Below are 18,271 nucleotides of genomic sequence, written 5' to 3'. Positions count from 1 at the left end.
AGTAGGCTGTTAGGAATAGCCGGTTATCGCCATTCTGTCAACGTACAGACGTTGAGGGATTTTCATCTTGTACCAGCGCGATAAGCGTACAGGGCATCGCGGGCGTGGAACCGGCGCCAATCGGTTGCAGAGAACCGTCTTCCTTTTGGCTGAATAACGGAATAACGCCCTGATGTTTCTCCAAATACTCCAGCCAACCGAAATTTTCGTTCAATTTGGTCGCCTTGATGGTGGCGCCTCTGGCGAGCAGGCTGCTCAGGCGGCCGTAGGTGGCTTCTTGATTAAATAAAATTTCATGTCGGCGGAAACGCGAACTTTCCGCGCTGGCGCCGCGTCCTTTCAACGGCGCCCCCGAACGGATGGCGAACACGTGATCCTCGCCGAAGAGGTGACCGAAGTGATAAACCGCCAGCGCGTTTTGGTGGCGATTCGGCGACAGCGCCAGCACCTGGGCGATATTGCTCAGATCGAGATAGTTCTCGGCGTGTTCGGAGTAGGCGTGGCCATAGTAGGCCGGAATGCCTTCCATGCGCGCCTGACGGTAATATTCCCAGCTGCTATCGGTGACGATCACCGGCACGTTCAGCTTGATCAGCGCCTGCGCCAGCATGCGCGCCACGCTGTTGGCGCCGACGATCAGCACGCCGCGCGGTTTCTGCTGCTGCACGCGCAGCCAGCGCGCCATCATGCTGCTGGTCAGGCTTTGCAGCACCACGGTGCCGATGATGATGGCGAACACTACGGTTACCAGCCGGTCGGCGCCTTGATAACCGCTGCGCTGCAGCGTCAGCGCAAACAGCGAGCTGACCGCCGCGGCGACGATGCCGCGCGGGGCTATCCAGCACAGCAGCAGCCTATCGCGCCAGTGCAGGGAAGAGCGCCAGGTCGACACCGCGATGCACAGCGGCCGGGCTATGAACTGCACCGCCAGCAGCAGCAAAAGCAGCGGCCACCCCATGTTCCACAGCGCCTGGATGTCGAGCCGCGCCGCCAGAATGATGAACAGCGCCGAGATCAGGATCGCCGACAGCTCCTCTTTGAACGCCAGAATATCGCTGGTGTCCACGTCGCGCATGTTGGCCAGCCAGATGCCCATCACCGTGACGGTCAACAGGCCGGACTCGTCGGCGATGGCGTTGGACACGCCGAAGGCGGTCAGCATAATAGCCAGCACCGCCAGGTTCTGCAGGTAGCGCGGCAGCCAGACGCGACGCAGCGCCAGGCCGAGCAGGTAGCCGAACAGCGCGCCGGCGATAAGCCCGACGGCGGCGGTCACGCCCAGCGTCCAAAACAGGTGGGTATAGGATTCGGCATTCTGCTTCAGCACGATGAACTCGAACACCAGCAGGGTGAAGATGGCGCCGACCGGATCGATGACGATCCCTTCCCAGCGCAGCACCTGGTTAATGTTGGCATTCGGCCGCACCACGCGCATCAGCGGGGCGATCACCGTCGGCCCGGTCACCACCGTCACCGCACCGATCAGCGCCGCCAGCTCCGGCGGGAAATCCAGCAGCCACCAGCTGGCGAGGCTGATGACCAGAAAGGTGACCAGCATGCCGACGGTGACCAGGTTGCGCACCACGCCGCCGAGGCCGCGTATCTCCTCGAAACGCAGCGTCAGCGCCCCCTCGAACAGGATGATTGCCACCGACAGCGACACCAGCGGAAACAGCAGATCGCCGAACAGCAGATCCGGCTGCACCAGATGCACCGTTGGGCCGAGCACGATACCGAACAGCAACAGCGGCAAAATGGCCGGCAGGCGCAGCAACCAGGCCAGCCACTGCGCCAGCAGCGACGCCAGACCGATAAGCACCAACATGAGCGGGGCGGATAATTCCATAAGCGAGATCCCTTTCAAATGACCAAATGAGCAACGATGACACAGCCTGATGACAATTCGGCAACCCCGATAACAGGCCGTTAGCCAAAAGTATAGAGTGAAAGCTGAAACGAGGCGGCAATGTGTTGACAGTTAGCGCCTATCGCAAGAAAAGAGATCATAATCACAGTCGAACAGGCTACAATCGGACAAACGCGTCATTTTTATTCTCAAGCCTAAGAGTGTTGCTATGAAAAATATCAATCCTAGTCAAACCGCTGCTTGGCAAGCCCTGCAGCAACATTATGCACAGATGAAAGACGTACGGATCGCCGACCTGTTCGCCCAGGACAGCGATCGTTTCTCCAGGTTCTCCGCGACCTTCAACGACCAAATGTTGGTGGACTATTCCAAGAACCGTATCACGCAGGAAACCCTGGAGAAGCTGCAGGCGCTGGCGAAAGAAACCGATCTGCAAGGCGCCATCAAATCGATGTTTGCCGGTGAGAAAATCAACCGCACCGAAGATCGCGCGGTGCTGCACATTGCCCTGCGCAACCGCAGCAACAGCCCGATCCTGGTCGACGGCAAAGACGTGATGCCGGAAGTGAACGCGGTATTGGCCAAGATCAAACAGTTCTGCGCGCGCGTCATCGGCGGCGAGTGGAAAGGCTACACCGGCAAGCCGATCACCGACGTGGTGAACATCGGCATCGGCGGTTCGGATCTCGGCCCTTACATGGTGACCGAAGCGCTGCGCCCGTATAAAAACCACCTGAACATGCACTTCGTCTCCAACGTTGACGGCACCCACATCGCCGAAACGCTGCAGCCGCTGAACCCGGAAACCACGCTGTTCCTGGTGGCCTCCAAAACCTTCACCACCCAGGAAACCATGACCAACGCCCACAGCGCGCGCGACTGGTTCCTGAGCAGCGCCGTCGATCAACAGCACGTGGCCAAGCACTTCGCCGCGCTGTCTACCAACGGCAAAGCGGTGGCTGAGTTCGGCATCGATACCGATAACATGTTCGAGTTCTGGGACTGGGTCGGTGGCCGTTACTCCCTGTGGTCGGCGATCGGTCTGTCGATCGCGCTGTCCATCGGTTATGACAACTTCGAGCAGCTGCTGAGCGGCGCGCACGCCATGGATAAGCACTTCGCCGAGACGCCGGCGGAGAAAAACCTGCCGGTGCTGCTGGCGCTGATCGGCATCTGGTACAACAACTTCTTCGGTGCCGAAACCGAAGCCATTCTGCCGTACGATCAGTACATGCACCGTTTTGCCGCTTACTTCCAGCAGGGCAACATGGAGTCCAACGGCAAGTACGTCGATCGCAACGGCAACCCGGTGGATTACCAGACCGGCCCTATCATCTGGGGCGAGCCGGGCACCAACGGCCAGCACGCGTTCTACCAGCTGATCCACCAGGGCACCAAGCTGGTGCCGTGCGATTTCATCGCGCCGGCCATCAGCCACAACCCGCTGGGTGATCATCACGCCAAACTGCTGTCCAACTTCTTCGCGCAGACCGAAGCGCTGGCGTTCGGCAAATCGCTGGAGGTGGTGGAAGCCGAGTTCGCGGCGCAGGGTAAAACCCCTGAACAGGTCAAGCATGTGGCGCCGTTCAAAGTGTTTGAAGGCAACCGCCCGACCAACTCGATCCTGCTGCGCGAAATCACGCCGTTCAGCCTGGGCAGCCTGATCGCGCTGTACGAGCACAAGATCTTCACCCAGGGCGCGATCCTGAACATCTTCACCTTCGATCAGTGGGGCGTGGAGTTGGGCAAACAGCTGGCTAACCGTATCCTGCCTGAACTGGCGGGCAGTGAGAAAATCAGCAGCCACGACAGCTCGACCAATGCGCTGATCAACCGCTTCAAGGAATGGCGTTAAGCGCCTGAGTTGAAGCCAATAAAAAACCCGCCGCGGCGGGTTTTTTTACGTCTGCAGAAAATTACAGGTTGATCGGCACTTCGAAGCTGACGCCCGCGCCCACGTCATCGGCGGTGCTGTGATCGTTGTCGGTGTACCACAGGCTGGTGTCGAACTTAACCTGCGACGGGAAGGTGTAACCCCAGCCGACCTGAATGCCCTTCAGCGTATCGGATTTCGGGAATGCCTTGTTGATGCTTTGGCTCAGCGGGTTCACCTTGGCGTATACCAGGCGGGTGCTCCAACGCTGGCTGTCGTCCAACACCAGCTCTACGCGGCCGGACAACATCTGGCCGTCGCCGCCCATGGCGTGGCCCAGCGGATAACCTTGTTGGTAATAGCCGCCTTTGTAAACGTAGTGGTTGTACACATAGTTTTTACGGCTCATATCCGAACGGGTGTCTGCCCCTTCGATATACCAGTTGATGGTGGTCGGGCCCCATTCCGGGTGGCCTTCCAACCCGAGCAGATAGGTGTTTTGCGACGGCAGATAGCCTGCCTCATCTTCGCCCACCAACTGGCCGTACAGGCTGACCGGCATGCCGATCAACGGCTGCATTTTCAGCTTAAAGTCGAAGCCGGCGAGCTGGTTGCCCGGATCATCACCTCTGCCGGAATCATCATTATCACGGCCGCTAACGCCTTTCCAGAACGAACTCCAGGATTGTGGCCGGCCTTCTCCACCCCACTGCATGACGCGCGATGCGCCCAGCTCCAGGAAATCGGTCGGCATCATGGTGAAGCGGGCGCCGATCAGTTTGGTGTGTGGTACGGAACTGTACTGTGACAGCTGGCCGGCGGTCAGCTGGTATTGCCAGCGGCCGATCCACGACAGCCACGGGGTTTCAAACGGCGATTGATCGGCGCGCTGCAGCATAAAGCCCGCCACCGGGCGTGCGGCGTCGGAACGGATCAGGCTGCCGTCGTAGCCAGGGCCCCACCACTGGGAAACTTCGCCGAAGGAGAGCCACTGGTTCCAGATTTTCACCGCGCCGTAGGAGCCGTTCATATTGAATTTGGAGCCGTCGCTGACGCGCTGGTCGCCTTCCACCGAGCCCTGCAGACGTACGTCCCAGAACTCGCCGTTGGCGCCGGCGCCGATGGTCAGGCGATCGTCGGCGTACTCATTTTGGCCGAAGCCCTGCGGGGTACCGGGCTTATCCGTCGAAGCGTAACCGCTGACGCGGATGTTGGCTTTCAAGGCATCGACACGGCGCTGCACGCGATCGATGACGTTTTTCTCGGTATTGGTGACCGGCTTGGCCTGCGCGATAACGGAACTGATCTCTTCCTGACTCAGCGGCCAGGTGGACAGGCTGACGTTGATGACGCCACGGTCAGACAGCCAAGCGAGATCGTTACGCAGATCGTTGTCAGGGGTTACCAGGCCGGCGGCGTGGCCGGACAATGCACAGGTAAACAGGCCCGCAGCGACCAGTCCGTTAAGTTTAGCGCGCATAAAGAATTCCCTTGTTAATTCGAGGTTATTGGTTTTATGTAAAGATCTCTGTGACCCATGATAGTTGACATTTCGATTTGCTACAAATCTATAAGCCAGAAACATCTTATTATAACTTTATGAATTAAATGGGGTTTAAAGTGCTTTCGCACGGGGCATGATTTTTAAGACAATGCCTATATTGGCACGGTTGAATCATATTAGCGGTATTCAGAGAGAGGTTTTATGGCAAAAACGTCGCGTTCGATCATGATAGCGAAAGGGCTGCAGCGGGTGCTGAACGTAGGCTTGCTGCTGCTGGCGGCAATTCTGGTGGTGTTTCTGGTCAAGGAGACCATTCACCTGGCGAAGGTACTCTTTATCAATAGCGAAGAGTCTTCTTCATACCTGTTGATTGAAGGCATCGTGATTTATTTCTTGTACTTTGAATTTATCGCCTTGATCGTCAAGTATTTTGAGTCGGGTTATCATTTCCCGCTGCGCTATTTTATTTATATCGGCATTACCGCGATTATTCGTTTGATTATCGTGGATCACAAGAATCCCATCGATACCCTGATCTACGCCGCGGCGATATTGGTGCTGGTGGTGACGCTCTATCTGGCCAACACCGATCGGCTGAAACGGGAATAGCGGAGATAAAAATGGCGGCCAATGGCCGCCAAAGACACAGGATATCATTACCCGTCGTCTTTCAAGCTACAGCGTTGTTGACTGCACTCGCTAGCTGTAACTTGAAATCCATAGGGTAAAAGATAAGGAAAGACATCCAACGCACTGCAGTGGCACACATTACCCCTTCACGCCGCCGGCCGTCAGGCCGCCCACCAGCCAGCGCTGCGCCAGCAGGAACACGGCGGTAATCGGTATCGCCGACAGCACCGCAGCAGCGGCGAAGTCGCCCCACAGGTAGTTCTGCGGATTGAGATATTGCTGCATTCCCACCGCCAGCGTGTAGCTGTTCACATCGCGCAGCAGCAGCGACGCCACCGGCACCTCGGTAATGGCGGCGATAAACGACAGAATGAACACCACCGCCAGAATCGGCACCGACAGCGGCAACAGCACCAGACGGAACGCCTGCCACGGCGTGGCGCCGTCCAGCGCCGCCGCCTCTTCCAGCGAGTTGTCGATGGTTTCGAAATAGCCCTTGATGGTCCATACGTGCAGCGCGATGCCGCCCATGTAGGCGAAGATCACCCCGCCGTGGGTGTTCAGACCGATAAACGGAATGTACTGCCCCAGGCGATCGAACAGGGCGTACAGCGCCACCAGCGACAGCACCGCCGGGAACATCTGGAAGATCAGCATGCTTTTCAGCAAGGTGCTCTTGCCGCGAAAGCGCATGCGGGCGAAGGCGTAGGCGCAGGTGGTGGACAGCGTCACGATGCCGATCGCGGTGATCGCCGCGATCTTGATGGAGTTCCACAGCCACAGCAGCACCGGGAACGGCGGCGGCGTCACGCTGCCGTCGGCGTGGGTGACGCTGAAGCCGAGCGCCAGCCGCCAGTGATCCCAGGAGAGGGTTTCCGGTATCAGGCTGCCGGTGGCGAAGTTGCCTGAACGCAGCGAGATGGCCACCACCATCAGCAGCGGGAACATGATCAGGGCGATAAAGCACAGCATCAAAATATGGGTGATCCACAGCCGCAGGCGCTGGGATTTGGGTTGAACCATGGCCATCGTTATTCTCCCTAATCGAAGTTCATCTTGCTGGCTTTCAAATTCAGGATCGCCAGCGCGCCTACCAACAGGAAGATCAGCGTGGCGATGGCGGCCGCCAGGCCGAAGTCTTGCCCGCCGCCGCCTTCGAAGGCGATGCGGTAGGTGTAGCTGACCAGCAGATCGGTATAGCCGGCCGGCGTGGTGGTGCCGATCATGTCCGGGCCGCCGTTGGTCAGCAGCTGGATCAGCACGAAGTTGTTAAAGTTGAAGGCGAAGCTGGCGATCATCAGCGGCGTCAGCGGTTTGATCAGCAGCGGGAAGGTGATACGGAAGAAGTTCTGCCACGGGTTGGCGCCGTCCATCGCCGAGGCCTCGTACAGATCGTCCGGGATCGCCTTCAGCAGCCCCATGCACAGGATCATCATGTACGGGTAGCCGAGCCAGGTGTTGACGATCAGGATCATGCTCTTGGCGGTGAGCGGATCGCTGAACCAGGCCGGTTTGATGCCGAACAGATGGCTGAGCATCATGTTGATCTCGCCGAAGCTCTGGTTGAACAAGCCTTTGAAGATCAGGATCGAGATGAACGACGGCACCGCATAGGGCAGGATCAGCAGCACGCGATATATCGCCTTGCCTTTCAGCGCCTCCCACTGCACCACGCAGGCCAACACCATGCCGACCGCTACGGTAAGGATCACCGTCATCACCGAGAACACGATGGTCCAGATGAAGATCGACACGAACGGTTTTTTGATGCCCTCGTCCTGCAGCACCCGCAGGAAGTTTTTCCAGCCGGTGGTGACGGTATAGCCTGGGCTCAGGGTTTCTTGCGCCCAGCCGCCGTCGGCGTTGATCGCCTGATAGAAGCCGATGTCGCCGTTCGGCCGATAGCGCACCTGGGTCTGGTTATTGGTCAGCGTGCTGCCGTCTTTGTCCAGCGCATACAGCGGGCGGGTGCCGGAGAATTGGCGAAGAGAGCTCATGCGCAGTTCACCGCCGTCGGGCAGTTGCGCCACCAGCTGGCTCAGCGCCTGTCGGTTCTGGGTGATCACCCGCAGCGTGGCACGCTCGCCCTGCGGTGCGGCGCTCTGGGTGGTCAATGCCAGGGTTTGCGGTGCAGCGGCGTCGAGGCGGAAAGGCTCGGAAATCAACGGCTGTTCACTGTCCGGCGAGGTTAACTGCAGGCGCCATTGCTGATTTTCCGCCGGGTAGAGGCCGAAGGTGAAGGTTTTGCCGCTCTGGAACTGGCGCTGCATCAGCACCGATTGCGCGCGCTCAAAGGTCAGCTGGTTGGTGCTGCTGTAGTTGGTAAAGGCGATGGCGATGGTGCAGATCAGCGGGAACAGGACGAACAGTCCCATGCCAGCGACGCCGGGATACACATAGCGCCAGGCGTAGGCACGGCGGTTGGCGAAGACGTAAAGTCCGGCGCTGACCAGGATCAGCGTCAGGATAGCGAACAGGTATTCACCCTGTGCATACATCAACACAATCAGGTAGCAGGTCACCAGGCTGAACAGGCCGACCACCAGCCATTTCAGCGCGTCGCTTTGCCACCACTTCGATTTTTTACGCGCAGGCGTCCCGGCGTGAGCGAATTGCATAGGGCGTTCCTTTCTGTGAAGCAATGGCGGGGCACCGTGGCGCCCCGCACGACGTCATTACTTGGTGATACGGGTCTGCACGTCGTCCAGCGCGGCTTTCACCGTCTGACGGCCGCTGACGGCGTTGATCACCGCGCTGCGTTCGGCGTACCAGAAGGCGCTCATCTGCGGGATGTTCGGCATGATTTCCCCGTTTTGCGAGTTCTGCATGGTGGCGGCGATCTTCGGATCTTTAGCCAGCGCCTCCTGATAAGACTTCAGCGCCACCGCGCCCAGCGGCTTGTCTTTGTTGACGTCCGCCAACCCTTCGTTGGTCAGCAGGTAGTTTTCGAGGAACTCGGTCGCCAGCTCCTTATTCGGGCTGGCGGCGTTGATACCGGCGGTCAACACGCCGACGAACGGTTTGGACGGTTTGCCTTTGAAGGTCGGCAGCAGCGTCACGCCGTAGTTGATTTTGCTCTGCTCGATGTTGTTCCAGGCCCACGGACCGTTGATGGTCATCGCCGTCTGGCCTTTGTTGAACGCAGCTTCGGCGATCGAGTAATCGGTATCGGCGTTGATGTGTTTGTTTTTCACCAGATCGACGATGAACTGCAGACCGGCCTGCGAACCGGCGTTGGCGACGCCGACATCCTTGATGTTGTATTTGCCGTTTTCATACTTGAAGGCATAACCGCCGTCGGCGGCGATGATAGGCCAGGTGAAATAGGGCTCCTGCAGGTTCCACATGATGGCGCTTTTGCCGCTGGCGCGCAGCTGTTTGTCCAGCGCCGGGATCTCTTCCCAGGTCTTCGGCGGCTGTTTGACCAGGTCTTTGTTGTAAATCAGCGACAGCGCCTCGACGGCTATCGGATAGCCGATCAGCTTGCCGTCGTAACGCACGGCGTCCCAGGTGAACGAAAACAGCTTGTCCTGGAAGGCTTTGGACGGGTGGATTTCGGCCAGCAGGCCGGACTGCGCATAGCCGCCAAAGCGATCGTGGGCCCAGAAGATGATGTCCGGGCCGTCGCCGGTGGCGGCCACCTGCGGGTATTTTTCTTCCAGCTTGTCCGGATGCTCGACGGTGACCTTGATGCCGGTGTCTTTTTCGAATTTCTTGCCGACTTCGGCCAGGCCGTTATAGCCCTTGTCGCCGTTGATCCAGATAACCAGTTTGCCTTCCTCAATCTTGGCGAAGGCGGAAGAAGAGAGCACCAGGGTGGCCAGTGCCGAGAGCGCCAGCGTGCGGGCGAGGGTAATGCTGCGAGTCATAATCCAGTCCTTCTTTTTGTGGGCACATAAATCAAGGAGAGACGTTTCGCGATCATAGTGGGTCACAACGCGACATATTCTCATCCTCCCCCCCTCTACGCCCCTGAGATGAGGAGTGTGATCCAGTTAACGTTGCGCTCTATTCTGTGGCGTCAGGCACAAAATAGGGGGGCGATTTTTGCCAGCTTGATCACAGATTTGCCCTCGGCGCGGAACTTCTCATCGCTGCGGTCGTTCTCTCATCCTCCCGTCTCCTCCCCCATGAAAAATCCTGTTACGGATGATTACCCTTTCCGGCGACTCCCGCACTATCGGCCCCATTGATTTTCAACGCCACGCGCAGCAGGGATACCGGATTTATGTCACCAATGCCTATCGCCACTCAGCCCACCCTGTACCGGATCCATCCGGCCAGTTTCCGTGACGGAAACGGGGACGGTGTGGGCGACGCGCACGGCATGCTGGCGGCACTGCCTTACCTGAAAGCGCTGTCTATCGACGGTCTGTTGCTGCCGCAGATGCTGGCACCGGAGGTCGAGGCGGCGGTGACGGGCGAAGGGCTGACGCTGTGGTATGGCGATGAAGCCAACCGCGTTTGCAATGCCGTCGCGCCGCAGCGGCTCGCCCACGGCGCGCTGGCGCTGGACGTGATGCCGTTCAGCGCGGAGAAGCTGGTGGCGGTGCTGCACGCCCGCCGCGCGACGCTGGCGGACAGCCTGTGGAGCACCGGCGACGCCGATCAGCCACGGGTGGTGAGCCGCTGGGGGCAGGGCGACCTGCGTTCCGCTACCGCTTTTCTCACCCTGTTGGCGATGTTGCCGGCACCGATCTGCCTGTATCAGGGCGAAGAGCTGGGGCTGCCGCACGCCGCCGGCCTGCAGGATCCGCGCGGTGCGCAAACGCCGATGCCGTGGCATGAAGCCCCCGAACAGGTCACCGCCGGCGAAATCAGCTGGTATCAGCAGGTGGCGATCGAACACCGCGAGCTGGCCATCAGCCGCCAACAGCACGATAGCCATTCCACCTTACGTTACTGCCAGGCGCTGCTGGCCCTGCGCCGTTCGCCGCTGTTCCAGCGCGGCGAACTGAACGCGATCAGCCAGCGGGATGGCGTGGTGCGCTTACTTATTACCCATCAGGATCAATGCCTTGAAGCGCTGATAAACCTGCAGCCTTATACTCAGGCGGCCGCGCCGTCTGAGGCGACCTTGCCGTTGGCATGGCAGCACGGCGCGCAGCAAGAGGGTCATCAATGGGTTTTGGCGGGCTTTGCCTCCGCCATTTTCACACGACATGTTAACTGCGAAAGCAGGGGAGTAACGCATGGCTAGCGTCACACTGCGCAGCGTTTATAAGGCCTTCGGTGAGGCCGTGATTTCCAAAGACGTCAATCTGACCATCGACGACGGCGAGTTTGTGGTGTTTGTCGGGCCGTCGGGCTGCGGCAAATCGACGCTGCTGCGCATGATCGCCGGGCTGGAGGACATCACCTCCGGCGATCTGCTGATCGGCGACCAACGCATGAATGAGGTGCCGCCTTCCGAGCGCGGCATCGGCATGGTGTTCCAGTCCTACGCGCTGTATCCGCACCTGTCGGTGGCGGACAACATGTCGTTCGGCCTGAAGTTGGCCGGCGCCAGGAAAGCGGAGATCAATCAACGGGTGAATCAGGTTTCCGAGGTGCTGCAGCTGGCGCACCTGCTCGATCGGCGGCCGAAGGCACTGTCCGGCGGGCAGCGCCAGCGCGTGGCTATCGGTCGCACCTTGGTGGCCGAGCCGGACGTGTTCCTGCTCGACGAGCCGCTGTCCAACCTCGACGCCGCGCTGCGGGTGCAGATGCGCATCGAGATCTCCCGCCTGCACAAGCGCCTGCAGCGCACCATGATTTACGTCACCCACGATCAGGTCGAAGCGATGACGCTGGCCGACAAGATCGTGGTGCTCGACGCCGGGCGCGTGGCGCAGGTCGGCAAGCCGTTGGAACTGTACCACTATCCGGCCAACCGCTTCGTCGCCGGGTTTATCGGCTCGCCGAAGATGAACTTCCTGCCGGTCAAGGTGACCGCAGCGGAATCACGGCAGGTGCAGGTTGAACTGCCCAACCGCCAGCTGGTGTGGCTGCCGGTGGAGGGCGCGGGCGTTCAGCCCGGCGCCAACCTGTCACTGGGCATTCGCCCCGAACATCTGCTGCCCGGTGAAGCCTCTGAAGTACGGCTTACCGGCGACGTACAGGTGGTGGAGCAGCTCGGCAACGAGACGCAAATCCACATCCAAATCCCGGCCATCCGTCAAAACCTGGTGTACCGCCAGAACGACGTGGTGCTGGTAGAAGAAGGTGCCACATTCGCCATCGGCCTGCCGCCTCACCGTTGCCACCTGTTCCGTGAAGACGGTACGGCATGTAAACGGCTGCACCAGGAGCCGGGCGTTTAAAGCATCAAAGTCGGTATAACAGGAGAATAATGATGACTACTCTGCGCAAACTTCCTCTGGCACTGGCTGTCGCCGCCGGTGTTCTCTCCACCCAGGCGCTGGCCGTGGATTTCCACGGTTACGCCCGTTCCGGCATCGGCTGGACCGGCAGCGGCGGTGAGCAACAGTGCTTCAAGGCCACCGGCGCCGCGAGCAAGTACCGTCTCGGCAACGAATGCGAAACCTACGCCGAACTGAAACTGGGGCAGGAAGTGTGGAAAGAAGGCGACAAGAGCTTCTATTTCGACACCAACCTGGCCTATTCGGTCTCGCAACGTTCCGACTGGGAAGACGTGACCCCGGGCTTCCGCGAAGTCAACGTGCAGGGTAAAAACCTGATCGATTGGCTGCCGGGCTCCACGCTGTGGGCCGGTAAGCGCTTCTATCAGCGTCATGACGTTCACATGATCGACTTCTATTACTGGGATATCTCCGGCCCGGGCGCCGGTCTGGAAAATATCGATCTGGGCTTCGGCAAGCTGTCCGCTGCCGTGACCCGCAACTCCGAATCCGGCGGCTCTTACGGCTACCTGGATAACGAATGGAAACAACGTCCGACCGTCAACGACACTTTCGACCTGCGTCTGGCCGGGCTGGAGCTGAACCCGGGCGGCACCCTGGAGCTGGGCGTGGACTACGGCCGCGCTAATGCGCAGGACCATTATCACCTGGCCGACGGCGCCAGCAAAGACGGCTGGATGTTCACTGCGGAACACACGCAGAGCATCCTGAACGGCTACAACAAATTCGTGGTGCAGTACGCTACTGACTCGATGACCTCGCAGAACAACGGCCGCAACGAAGGCGCCACCATCGATAACAACGGCAAGATGATCCGCGTGCTGGATCACGGCGCCATCGACTTCAACGATCAATGGGCGCTGATGTACGTCGCCATGTTCCAGGATATCGACCGCGACAACAATAACGGCACCACCTGGTACACCGTGGGCGTGCGCCCGATGTACAAATGGACGCCGATCATGAGCACCCTGCTGGAAGCCGGCTACGACAACGTTAAATCCCAGCGCACCGGCGATCGCAACGGGCAGTACAAAGTGACCCTGGCGCAGCAGTGGCAGGCGGGCAACAGCATCTGGTCGCGTCCGGCCATCCGCCTGTTCGCCACCTACGCCAAGTGGGATGAGAAATGGGGTTACGCCACCAGTGACGATACCGGGTATAACGCCGGTACCGCTTACAACGACACCAGCATGCATACCTTCAGCCGCGGCAAGGATGACGAAGTCACCTTCGGCGCCCAGATGGAAATTTGGTGGTAACGACAGGATGGGGAGGGCCGCAGGCTCTCCCCCAACCGCATTCGCCGCAGCCGGATCTCTTGCCTGATCCTTCGCGGCGCTGAAAGAGGCTATAACGATGAAAAAGAATCTGCTGTCACTCTGCCTGTCGCTGGCGCTGACCGTCGGCGCGCCTTTGGCGGCCAACGCCGATACGCCGGCCAATGTCTCCGTCGCGCCGGCCATCAGCGCCGCCACGCTGCAAAGCCTGCCGTGGCAGCCGCTGCAGCCGCCGGTGTCGCAAGAGGTGAAGCTCGACGCCGTCAGCCCGCAACTCAATCAGGGCGAGATTCAGGGGGCGATCGCCGCCTATACGCTGCCGGCCGATCGCGGTTCGCTGGAAGTGACGCTGAGCAGCCTCGCCAAAAACAATTCGCTGTACGCGCCGAGCGTGCTGGTGCTGGACGAGCATCTGCGCCCGGCGGCGTATTACCCGAGCAGCTACTTCCCGTATCAGCCGCCGGGGGCGATGTCCTCCGATCGTCTCGAAGGCACGCTGAAACTGACGCCGGCGCTCGGTCAAAAACAGATTTACCTGCTGGTGTACACCACCCGCCAGGATTTGGCGAAGACCACGCAGCTGACCAACCCGGCCAAGGCCTATGCGCAGGGCGTGGGCAACGCGGTGCCGGATATCCCGGATCCGATCGCCGGTCATGCGACGACCGGCACGTTGAAGCTCAAAGTGACCGCCGAACAGGGCACCGGCAACGTGATGATTGGCATGCTGCAGCCTGCGCCGACCGTGGCGCCGGTGGTGGTGGGGTCGAACGCCCCGGCCGCCGCGCCAGCACCGACCCCGGAGAAACCGGCGGAGCCGATGCTCAACGATACCGAAAGCTACTTCAATAACGGCATCAAACAGGCGGTGAAGGCGGGCGATATCGACAAGGCGCTGAAGCTGATGAATGAGGCCGAAAAGCTGGGCTCGACCACCGCGCGTAAAACCTTTATCAGCAGCGTTAAAGGCAAGGGGTAACACCCGGCGCTGCCGATGCTGGCTCGATGATTGGTGCGCCTTGGCGCACCTTTTTTCATCCGCGCGCCAGCGTTGCGCCGATCAGCGCCAGCAGACGGGCGTTGTCCACCTGCTGCATGATGCGCACCGGCTTGCCCGGAGGCGGCGGCATGCCGACCGTCAGGCGCAGGCTGTCCGGCCGCCAGCGGCGTGAGCTGCCACGCGTCAACGCTCCTTCCAGCGCCACATCCACATGGAACATTTCGGTCGTGACCAGCTGCGGTTCCAGCAGCCAGGCGATCACCAGCGCATCATGGATCCAGCAGCCCGGCAGGCGCCGCGTATGGCGCGAATAGTCGATCCACGGCTGCGTGGTGGCGCGTAAATAGCGGCACAGCGGCGTATCCGGTTGCGTCAGAGTAGCCAGATCCGCCTGGGTCAGCATGGTCTGGGTGGTGACGTCCAGCGGCGCCAGCGTGATATTGGCGCCGCTGTTCAATACCAGCCGCGCGGCTTCCGGATCCAAACCGAAATTGGTGTCCTTGATGTACCCCTCAACGTTGAACACGCCGCCCATGATGACGATCTCTTTCACCGCCTGCGCCATCTGCGGGTAAAGTTGCATGGCGTGCGCAACGTTGGTCAACGGACCGATCGCCGCCAACGTGACCTCGCCGGGATGCCGGCAGATCAACTCACCGATGGCGATGGCGGCGTCCGGTGCGGGCGCATTGGCGAAAGAAGGCGTGGGCAGGCCGCGCCACAGCGCCGCCAGTTTCGGATCGGCGATCGGGCGGTCCAGATGAGCGCGCCACGGCTCCGGCGGTTCGCTCAGTGCGCGCGCTGCGCCGAGGGCGAGGGGCACTTGATAGCCGCTCTGCGCCAGCAGATCGGTGGCGACGGCAAAGCCCACTTCACGCGGGGTGTTGCCGGCCACGATGCTGATCAGCTCCAGCTGCAGCTGCGGTTTGGCCGCCAGCGCCAGGGCCAGCGCCAGGCCGTCGTCGACGTTGGCACCGGGAACGCCGTTTCCGGGATCGCAATCAATGATCAAACGCATATAAGGTGTCCTGAAAAACCGCTAACAGCCGCACGAGCGGCGGATGCGCAGTTGAAAAGCGAATTCGTGCGGCTCGGCGGGTACGGCGCCGGCGGCCAGCATGGCGATGGCCCGCTTGGCCATGGCGTCGATCGGCTGCTCGACCGCGCTGAGCGGCGGCACGCTGAATTCGGATTGCTGCGTGCCATTAAAACAGATCAGCGCCAGATCGTCCGGTGCGCGCAGCCCATGCTCCGCCAGCGCCGACAGGCAGCCGAGCGCCTGCTGTTCGTTAGAGGTGAAAATGGCGCGTGGGCGCGGGCCCCGCACCAGGCGCTGGGTGGCCTGGTAGCCGCCCTGGCGGGTGTAGGGCACCTCGAAAATCCACTCGTCGCGCGGCGTGATGCCCGCCTCCAGCAGTGCATCGCGCCAGCCGTTCAGGCGATCCTGCGCGTTGAGCATGGTCAGCGGGCCGATAAAAATGCCGATATCACGATAGCCGTGCTGCAGCAGATGGCGGGTTGCCTGGCAGGCGGCATCGCGTTCGTCGACGCGAATGGCGCAGATGTCGGCCTGGTTGTCGATGGTGTCTATCATTACGCAGGGCGTGCCGGAGGCGCGGATCAGATCGAACCACGGGTGGCGATCGACGCTGGTGTACAGCAGGCCGTCGACCTGGCGACGTAACAGGTTGTTGATCAGCTCATACTCGCGCTGCCGGTCGTCGCCGGCGTCGCCCAGCAGCAACACGCGGCCGCGGCTGAAGGCCTCTTGCTGCAGCGCTCGCGCCAGCGTGGCGAAGAACGGGTTGGAAATATCCGGCACCACCAACCCGTAGGTTTGCGTACTGCCGGAGGCCAACGCCCGCGCGATATCGTTCGGGCGGTAGCCGGTTTGCTCGATCGCCGCCAGCACGCGCAGCCGGGTGGCTTCCGCCACCGGGCGCGGGCCGTTGTTGATCACATAGCTGACCACGGCGACGGAGGTACCCGCTACGCGGGCCACGTCGGCGCGGGTAACGCGTCGCGCGGAGTGATTATCCAAATTGGGATCCTGTTCGCCTTCTTGCTACGCGGCATCCTGCGGCAGGTTGAGATCGCGGCCGCGGGTTTCGGGAGCAAAGAAGGTGGTGATTAAGCCGATGGCCGCCATTACAACAAAATAGCAGGCGACAGGCCACCAGTGACCGAAACCGGACAGCAGCGCGGTGGCGATCAGCGGCGCGGTGCCGCCGGAGAGGATCGAGCCGAGCTCTTTAGCGAACGCCATCTTGGAGTAGCGGTTCTTCACGCCGAACAGTTCGACGCCGTAGGCCGCCTGCACGCCGAAGATCCCCAGCGACGCGATGCACATGCCGACCACGATCACCGAGATGACGATCGCCGGATCACGGCTGTCGAGCAGCCAGAACGCCGGGAAGGCGTACAGCACCAGCAGCAGGCAGAACCAGCGGTAGGTGATGCGGCGGCCGAAGCGGTCAGACAACCAACCGGCCAGCGGGATCACCAGAAAACCGCACAGCGAGGCGATCAACACCGCCAGCGCCGGCACCGATTTATCGACCATCAGCACCTTGGCGACGTAACCGACGATAAAGCCCTGACACAGGTAAGAGGGGCCGTTCTCGCCGATGCGCAGGCCGAGCATCACCCAGAACGCCTTGGTGCGTTGCAGGTAGCTGCGCGTATCTGGCGCGGCATGGGCGGCGTCCAGCATGCGCTGGTGGTTTTGCTGCAGCTCGCGTTCGAAAACCGGCGTTTCCCGTACGTGACGGCGCAGATACAGCGCCACCCCGGCGATCAGAATGCTGGCGAGGAACGGAATGCGCCAACCCCAGCTCATCAGGTCTTCTTTGTCGAGCTGCAGCACCAGCAGCCATACCAGCGATGCCAGCAGGGTACCGCTGTTGGAGCCGATGGCGATGATAGACGCCACCAGCCCGCGCCGTTTGGCCGGTGCGTACTCCGCCAGCATCACCGCGCCGCCGGACAGCTCTGCGCCGGCGCCGAACCCCTGCGCGAAGCGCAGGATCACCAGGCAGGCGGGGGCCCAGACGCCGATTTGCGCATAGGACGGGATCAGGCCGATCAGCGTGGTGGAGAGGCCCATCAGCGCCACGGTGGTGATCAGTACTACGCGGCGGCCTTTGCGATCGCCGATCCAGCCGAACACCAACGCGCCGATAGGCCGTGCGACGAAGCCGACGGAGTAGGTGGCGAAGCTGGCCAACAGCGCGACCAGCGGCGTGGCTTCGGGGAAGAACACGTCGCCGAACACCATGCCGGCCGCCAGGCCGTACAGCGCAAAATCGACGTATTCCATGGCGGTGCCGAGCCAGCAGGAGAAGGTGGCGCGCCAAAATTGGCTGCGCCCCTCTTTGGTTGCCAGGCGTTCATCGGCCGCCAGCGCGGCGTCGGCGGACTGTGGAGTTGCAAGCGTTGTTTCGCTCATGGCAGTGCTATCCTCTTTTGTTCTACGCCTTGAGGGGCGCGGTTAAAGATGGTTTCCCTGGTGTCGGCGACAAAGGTGTGCCGGCAAATCATGTCGGACGCATGGCGATTCAACGCTGCGGCATCAGAGTATCTACGCGCGTAGATAACACAACGCGAGGAAGCTGAAACTTTGCGTGCGATCACAGAATCGTCAGCGTGCCGGGGAATGAAGATAGAGAATGCGGATGGCAAAAAGATGACAGAACTTCGGTTTTTCCGGACGAGGCGAGCGCCGTTTTCGCCACGAATCAGCCTGCCGCTTTCGC

14 protein-coding genes are annotated in these 18,271 nt (G+C 60.9%); 6 read left to right on the top strand and 8 right to left on the bottom strand.

The genetic code is table 11. The features are described from left to right. Window positions 1-37: 37 nt before the first annotated feature. A complete protein-coding gene (locus AAIE04_RS06575; protein ID WP_019453237.1) occupies window positions 38-1,846 on the bottom strand; it encodes a cation:proton antiporter in 1,809 nt (602 codons plus the stop codon). Between the two features lie 229 nt (window positions 1,847-2,075). Between AAIE04_RS06575 and pgi the strand changes: the two genes are divergently transcribed. Next, a complete protein-coding gene (gene pgi / locus AAIE04_RS06570) occupies window positions 2,076-3,722 on the top strand; it encodes a glucose-6-phosphate isomerase (RefSeq protein WP_025160140.1) in 1,647 nt (548 codons plus the stop codon). Between the two features lie 61 nt (window positions 3,723-3,783). On the opposite strand, the gene AAIE04_RS06565 is transcribed toward pgi, so the two are convergent. Continuing rightward, entirely contained in the window at window positions 3,784-5,220 is a 1,437-nt protein-coding gene (locus AAIE04_RS06565; RefSeq protein WP_498576693.1) for a capsule assembly Wzi family protein, read from the bottom strand. Between the two features lie 225 nt (window positions 5,221-5,445). On the opposite strand from AAIE04_RS06565, the gene psiE reads away from it, so the two are divergent. Continuing rightward, window positions 5,446-5,853: a phosphate-starvation-inducible protein PsiE gene (gene psiE, locus AAIE04_RS06560; RefSeq protein ID WP_015379238.1), complete on the top strand. Its 408-nt coding sequence runs from the start codon at window positions 5,446-5,448 to the stop codon at window positions 5,851-5,853. 159 nt (window positions 5,854-6,012) lie between these two features. Here the strand turns inward: psiE and malG are convergent, their stop codons facing one another. The 3 genes from malG to malE are packed head-to-tail and all read right to left on the bottom strand — an operon-like array spanning window position 6,013 to window position 9,743. Then, a complete protein-coding gene (gene malG, locus AAIE04_RS06555; RefSeq protein ID WP_004936696.1) occupies window positions 6,013-6,903 on the bottom strand; it encodes a maltose ABC transporter permease MalG in 891 nt (296 codons plus the stop codon). Between the two features lie 11 nt (window positions 6,904-6,914). Further along, on the bottom strand, window positions 6,915-8,492 hold the full coding sequence (gene malF / locus AAIE04_RS06550) for a maltose ABC transporter permease MalF (RefSeq protein WP_019453234.1): 1,578 nt from the start codon (window positions 8,490-8,492) through the stop codon (window positions 6,915-6,917). Between the two features lie 57 nt (window positions 8,493-8,549). Beyond that, the gene (malE, locus tag AAIE04_RS06545; protein ID WP_498576692.1) at window positions 8,550-9,743 is read right to left on the bottom strand and encodes a maltose/maltodextrin ABC transporter substrate-binding protein MalE; all 1,194 of its coding nucleotides are present in this window, start codon (window positions 9,741-9,743) and stop codon (window positions 8,550-8,552) included. A gap of 359 nt (window positions 9,744-10,102) precedes the next feature. Here malE and AAIE04_RS06540 point away from each other — a divergent pair, with 359 nt between their 5' ends. From AAIE04_RS06540 to malM, 4 genes are all read left to right on the top strand, one after another. After that, the gene (locus tag AAIE04_RS06540) at window positions 10,103-11,074 is read left to right on the top strand and encodes an alpha-amylase family glycosyl hydrolase (protein WP_043129202.1); all 972 of its coding nucleotides are present in this window, start codon (window positions 10,103-10,105) and stop codon (window positions 11,072-11,074) included. Next, on the top strand, window positions 11,067-12,176 hold the full coding sequence (gene malK, locus AAIE04_RS06535) for a maltose/maltodextrin ABC transporter ATP-binding protein MalK (protein WP_063918663.1): 1,110 nt from the start codon (window positions 11,067-11,069) through the stop codon (window positions 12,174-12,176). The genes AAIE04_RS06540 and malK overlap by 8 nt, the downstream gene beginning before the upstream one ends. A gap of 29 nt (window positions 12,177-12,205) precedes the next feature. After that, the gene (locus tag AAIE04_RS06530; protein WP_156785443.1) at window positions 12,206-13,498 is read left to right on the top strand and encodes a maltoporin; all 1,293 of its coding nucleotides are present in this window, start codon (window positions 12,206-12,208) and stop codon (window positions 13,496-13,498) included. 97 nt (window positions 13,499-13,595) lie between these two features. Further along, window positions 13,596-14,495, top strand: coding sequence for a maltose operon protein MalM (malM, locus tag AAIE04_RS06525; RefSeq protein WP_063918664.1), 900 nt, complete (start codon window positions 13,596-13,598; stop codon window positions 14,493-14,495). 55 nt (window positions 14,496-14,550) lie between these two features. On the opposite strand, the gene AAIE04_RS06520 is transcribed toward malM, so the two are convergent. From AAIE04_RS06520 to AAIE04_RS06510, 3 genes are read right to left on the bottom strand one after another with little or no spacing between them, the layout of a single operon-like run. Then, window positions 14,551-15,534 (bottom strand): nucleoside hydrolase, encoded by a 984-nt coding sequence (locus AAIE04_RS06520; protein ID WP_154747260.1) that lies wholly within the window; start codon window positions 15,532-15,534, stop codon window positions 14,551-14,553. Window positions 15,535-15,555: 21 nt separating this feature from the next. Next, a complete protein-coding gene (locus tag AAIE04_RS06515; RefSeq protein WP_019453227.1) occupies window positions 15,556-16,557 on the bottom strand; it encodes a LacI family DNA-binding transcriptional regulator in 1,002 nt (333 codons plus the stop codon). Between the two features lie 24 nt (window positions 16,558-16,581). After that, on the bottom strand, window positions 16,582-17,964 hold the full coding sequence (locus AAIE04_RS06510) for an MFS transporter (protein WP_019453226.1): 1,383 nt from the start codon (window positions 17,962-17,964) through the stop codon (window positions 16,582-16,584). Between the last annotated feature and the right edge of the window lie 307 nt (window positions 17,965-18,271).

This window comes from Serratia sp. Ae19-1 (assembly GCF_059801225.1).
Note: the sequence above shows the minus strand (reverse complement) of the source record. Positions and strands in the feature narration are given on the sequence as shown.

Coding starts and splice junctions, on each gene's coding strand:
- AAIE04_RS06575 (WP_019453237.1), bottom strand. CDS start 1,846: ATGGAATTATCCGCCCCGCTCATGTTGGTGCTTATCGGTCTGGCGTCG.
- pgi (WP_025160140.1), top strand. CDS start 2,076: ATGAAAAATATCAATCCTAGTCAAACCGCTGCTTGGCAAGCCCTGCAG.
- AAIE04_RS06565 (WP_498576693.1), bottom strand. CDS start 5,220: ATGCGCGCTAAACTTAACGGACTGGTCGCTGCGGGCCTGTTTACCTGT.
- psiE (WP_015379238.1), top strand. CDS start 5,446: ATGGCAAAAACGTCGCGTTCGATCATGATAGCGAAAGGGCTGCAGCGG.
- malG (WP_004936696.1), bottom strand. CDS start 6,903: ATGGCCATGGTTCAACCCAAATCCCAGCGCCTGCGGCTGTGGATCACC.
- malF (WP_019453234.1), bottom strand. CDS start 8,492: ATGCAATTCGCTCACGCCGGGACGCCTGCGCGTAAAAAATCGAAGTGG.
- malE (WP_498576692.1), bottom strand. CDS start 9,743: ATGACTCGCAGCATTACCCTCGCCCGCACGCTGGCGCTCTCGGCACTG.
- AAIE04_RS06540 (WP_043129202.1), top strand. CDS start 10,103: ATGTCACCAATGCCTATCGCCACTCAGCCCACCCTGTACCGGATCCAT.
- malK (WP_063918663.1), top strand. CDS start 11,067: ATGGCTAGCGTCACACTGCGCAGCGTTTATAAGGCCTTCGGTGAGGCC.
- AAIE04_RS06530 (WP_156785443.1), top strand. CDS start 12,206: ATGATGACTACTCTGCGCAAACTTCCTCTGGCACTGGCTGTCGCCGCC.
- malM (WP_063918664.1), top strand. CDS start 13,596: ATGAAAAAGAATCTGCTGTCACTCTGCCTGTCGCTGGCGCTGACCGTC.
- AAIE04_RS06520 (WP_154747260.1), bottom strand. CDS start 15,534: ATGCGTTTGATCATTGATTGCGATCCCGGAAACGGCGTTCCCGGTGCC.
- AAIE04_RS06510 (WP_019453226.1), bottom strand. CDS start 17,964: ATGAGCGAAACAACGCTTGCAACTCCACAGTCCGCCGACGCCGCGCTG.